This is a genomic window from bacterium, from assembly GCA_035529855.1.
Classification (GTDB): domain Bacteria; phylum RBG-13-66-14; class B26-G2; order WVWN01; family WVWN01; genus WVWN01.
The window spans coordinates 1-3,537 of sequence record DATKVX010000071.1 but is presented as its reverse complement, the minus strand read 5'-3'; the positions used below and the strand labels follow the sequence as shown (position 1 = coordinate 3,537).

Genomic DNA, 3,537 nt, shown 5'->3' with positions numbered 1-3,537 from the left:
AGGCGAAGACGGCAAATACCGTAAATCCAAAACCGCGGCAACAGCCGCGAACCAAGGAGGCCGTATGAGCTTCAAAGAAAAGGCTATCGCGGCGCTAAAGGACGTTGCGGCGAGGCTGGAGGGCGAACCCGAAGAGGGCGCTGTCCTAGCTCCGCCCGCGCCCGTCGTGGCCGCGGCCCCGCCGGTGGGCGAACCGGCAAGGGACCCCGAGGTCAAGGCGTTAGCCGCCGAGGTAGGCGAACTCAAAAAGGCGCTTGTATCGCAAAAAATAGAGTTCACCGCCGCGACGCTACTCGCCGAATCCAAGGAACTCTGTCTGGCGGCGAAGGCCGAGCCGCGCTTCGAGAAGCCGATAGCGCAACTGCTGGCGTTAATACCACCCGAGGCGGAAGTCGTACTCACGGAAGCGGATGATCCCGCGAAGGTAGTTAAGGCGCCGGCGCGTGAATGGTTCAAAAACGTGCTGTTGGCTAAGGGCACGGCGAAGCTCGAGGACCCGGCCGCGCTTACCAAGCCGCCGAAGAAGGCGTTGGTTAAGCCGATAGCGGCGTCCGACAACAAGAGTATGCCCGAGGACGAGGATACGCAGGTGGCGTTGACCGCTGCGGCTAGGAACCGCGCCCGCGAAAAAGGCATCAGCATTAACGTCGCCCAAGCCGAAGTATTGGCCGAGTGGCGAAAAGAACAGGAGGTTTAACGATGGTATCTCCAGCGAAACATCCAATTCGAGCTATCACCATTCACCCGACGGTTCTCGTTACCCATAACCGTTTTATCGGCTTGACAGATGAGCAGTGCACCGTTGCCGGTGAACCGGTAAAAGGCGGTGCACCCGAAGACATTATAGCTGGGTCTTGGGGTGCGTGTGAAGACATGGGCTCGACGCTTATAACTACCGGTGCGGCTATTCCGCTCATCGCGGGCGGCGGTACGTTTGCCTGGGTGCAGACCGACGCTGCCGGCATGGTTATTCCCTACGCCGGGGGCGCTGCAAACGTAGCTGGGTTCGTCACGATGGCCGCGGCTGCGCCCGCCGAGCTGGCCGAGGTTCACTTCTGGCTGTCCGCCGCTCCCGTAGTGTAAGCGGATAACCTAAAGGAGAAAAGATGAAACGATTAATATTCGCGCTTTTAATTGCGGCCGTTCCGGTATTCGGCGCGTTTACTAACCTCGTCGTTACGGGGCCGGTTGCGCTTAACGGGACGGTGGCGCTGGGCGATGCGGTCGGGGATGCCATTACCGTTCCCGGTACGCTGACGTTCCAAGCCGCGACTTCGTACCCCGCCGGTACGGCGGCCTTACCGTCGATTAACTTTACCGGCTCCCTTACTTCGGGGTTTTACGAGGTAGCGGCTGATAGTCCGGGGGTATCGGTAGCTACGGCAAACGTTGGTACTTGGGATGCTACGGGCTACCAGGGCGTTATAGGCGGAACGACTCCCGCCGCCGGTACGTTCACGGACGCTACACTCACAGGCGACTTTAACCCCGGCCAAGGGCCCGAAGATTTAATTACGGGTTATCACGACCGTTCAAGCCACATCACTTGGCAGGACGACTTCACCGACGGCGTTCAGGCGCTATACGACGTTAAGTGGAATACAGCCGGCGTCGTGGGCGCGGGCACGAATACTCCAACGGTTCGGCCTGGCTGGTCGGAGATGGTTACGGCCGCCGCTGGCGGCGATATGGAGTCTACGGTTTCTGTTATCGCCGGGCAATCGCGGGCCTATGAGCCGCGCCTCGAAACCGTCGTGGAATTAACGGCGCTTCAGACTCAGCGTTTCGAAATCGGCTTCTATATCGCCGCTGACGAACTGGTAGAGGTCATCTACGACACGGCTCAGGGCCCCAACTGGATGTTGGAGGTCGACGATACTACGGGCGTGGAGCGGGCGGACTCTGGTATAGCCGTCGTCGGAGGCACACCGTATAAACTGGAAATCCAGGTGGATAACGCGGGTGCTATTACGTGGGCTGTTGATGACGTAGCTATGCCCGTGGCTGCTATCGCCACTAACGTGATGACGGCCAACCTGTACTCTACGCGCTGGATGCTAACGAACATCGCGGCCTTCACTAATACCGGCGCGGTGGACTACGTTCAAATCGAGACGCTCAAGCAACCATAAGGAGGCTCTATGCCGAGTTTACTTGACGTAAGACTCGGGATTAACCCCGTCGTCCAAAACCTAATCTACGGATATAAAGCTGAAGGGTACATCGGCCTGGACCTCTTTACCCAATTCCCCTTCGCTTATGACGGCGGTACTGTCCCGCTGATGGACCCCGCGAATATGCGGGCGTTTGAAACAAGCTACGCCGACGGCGCGATGGTCAATATCGGCGAGCTTCGTATGAGCCGCGCTACCATCGCGATGCATTACCGCAACTGGACGACGCCGGTTACGGATGCCATGTACGAACAGTGGATGTTCCCGAACCTCGACCCGGCGACCTGGGCGGCGCAGCAGTCGATGGACGTAATTCTGCGCGGCCACGAGGTTGAGTGTGCCCTCGTCGGGATTTCGGCGGCGAGTTACAACAACGTTGTGCCTTTGACGCTTAACCTCGCGGCGGCTTGGGCGAACCCGGCGACGACGATGCTTACGACTCATATTTTCCCTGCGTCTAACGCCGTTAAGAACTTAATCGGTAGAAAGCCGAACGTGTTCTGGTGCGACGACGTAACGTGGCAGAACATACAGCTTAATACCGAGGTTCGAACGCAGGCGGCGCTTATACGCGGTATCGCGACGGCTACGCCGTTGGCGCCGGAGCTCATTACGAAGGAAGCCTTCGCGGTCCTTATCGGCGCTAGCAAGGTTCTCGTGGCCGAGGGGTTAATTCGCAATGACGCAAACACCGCGTTTTATAACCCTTGGGCCGGGACGCCTGCTGCGCAGACGGGCTGCGCTGGCTTAGCCTACGTACCATCGGGTGGCAAACTCTTTGAACCGTCGTTCGGCTATACCTTCCGGGCACCCGGCAATCCGGCACCGAAAAACGCGTACCGTCTCGAGACACATCACTCTACACTTTATGAGGTTAACGACCATCTTGGCGCGCAGATAGTACCACCTACGACGGGTGCGACGCGCACTAACAGCGGCTTTCTGTGGACTCGAACGGTCGTATAAGGAGGCGCCGTGATTAGAAAATATAAGCTCGTAGGTGACCAGGGCATTATGCCGGAGACGAAGGTTATAAAGCCCGGCGAAGTCGTCGAGCTCGATGACGGCGACCCGCGCGTGGCGATATGGCTGGAGGACGGCGTAATTACGCCGGAACATAGTCATAAGGAGCCGAAACTTAAAGAAGATAAACCCGAGAGTAAAGGGGAGGGGAAATAACCCCTCCCCCTCCGGGGGTAACGTATGCCGTGGACGACCGCAGTGCTCGTAAACGAATACATTCCGGCGATTGACCTCGTAGCGGAGCCGACGGCGTTTGATAACTCGATAATCGTAGCCGAGCAGGACTTGCGCGCGCGGCTGCTGGTATTTATCGCCGACGCGACAATCGCGACGTGGACAG

Annotated in this window: 5 protein-coding genes; all 5 read left to right on the top strand. The window is 58.5% G+C overall.

From position 1 onward, the window contains the following. Positions 1 to 64: 64 nt before the first annotated feature. The 5 genes from VMX79_07565 (at position 65) to VMX79_07545 (ending at position 3,353) form a co-directional block, all read left to right on the top strand. Positions 65 to 697, top strand: coding sequence for a hypothetical protein (locus tag VMX79_07565; GenBank protein HUV86957.1), 633 nt, complete (start codon positions 65 to 67; stop codon positions 695 to 697). A 176-nt stretch (positions 698 to 873) separates the two neighbouring features. Beyond that, the gene (locus VMX79_07560) at positions 874 to 1,083 is read left to right on the top strand and encodes a hypothetical protein (protein ID HUV86956.1); all 210 of its coding nucleotides are present in this window, start codon (positions 874 to 876) and stop codon (positions 1,081 to 1,083) included. Positions 1,084 to 1,106: 23 nt separating this feature from the next. Further along, entirely contained in the window at positions 1,107 to 2,132 is a 1,026-nt protein-coding gene (locus VMX79_07555; GenBank protein ID HUV86955.1) for a hypothetical protein, read from the top strand. A gap of 9 nt (positions 2,133 to 2,141) precedes the next feature. After that, positions 2,142 to 3,140: a hypothetical protein gene (locus tag VMX79_07550; protein ID HUV86954.1), complete on the top strand. Its 999-nt coding sequence runs from the start codon at positions 2,142 to 2,144 to the stop codon at positions 3,138 to 3,140. A 9-nt stretch (positions 3,141 to 3,149) separates the two neighbouring features. Further along, on the top strand, positions 3,150 to 3,353 hold the full coding sequence (locus VMX79_07545; GenBank protein HUV86953.1) for a hypothetical protein: 204 nt from the start codon (positions 3,150 to 3,152) through the stop codon (positions 3,351 to 3,353). Positions 3,354 to 3,537 lie beyond the last annotated feature (184 nt).

Bases quoted from the DNA above. Each gene is read 5' to 3' on its own strand.
- VMX79_07555 (HUV86955.1), top strand. From the start codon at position 1,107: ATGAAACGATTAATATTCGCGCTTTTAATTGCGGCCGTTCCGGTATTC.
- VMX79_07550 (HUV86954.1), top strand. From the start codon at position 2,142: ATGCCGAGTTTACTTGACGTAAGACTCGGGATTAACCCCGTCGTCCAA.
- VMX79_07560 (HUV86956.1), top strand. From the start codon at position 874: ATGGGCTCGACGCTTATAACTACCGGTGCGGCTATTCCGCTCATCGCG.
- VMX79_07565 (HUV86957.1), top strand. From the start codon at position 65: ATGAGCTTCAAAGAAAAGGCTATCGCGGCGCTAAAGGACGTTGCGGCG.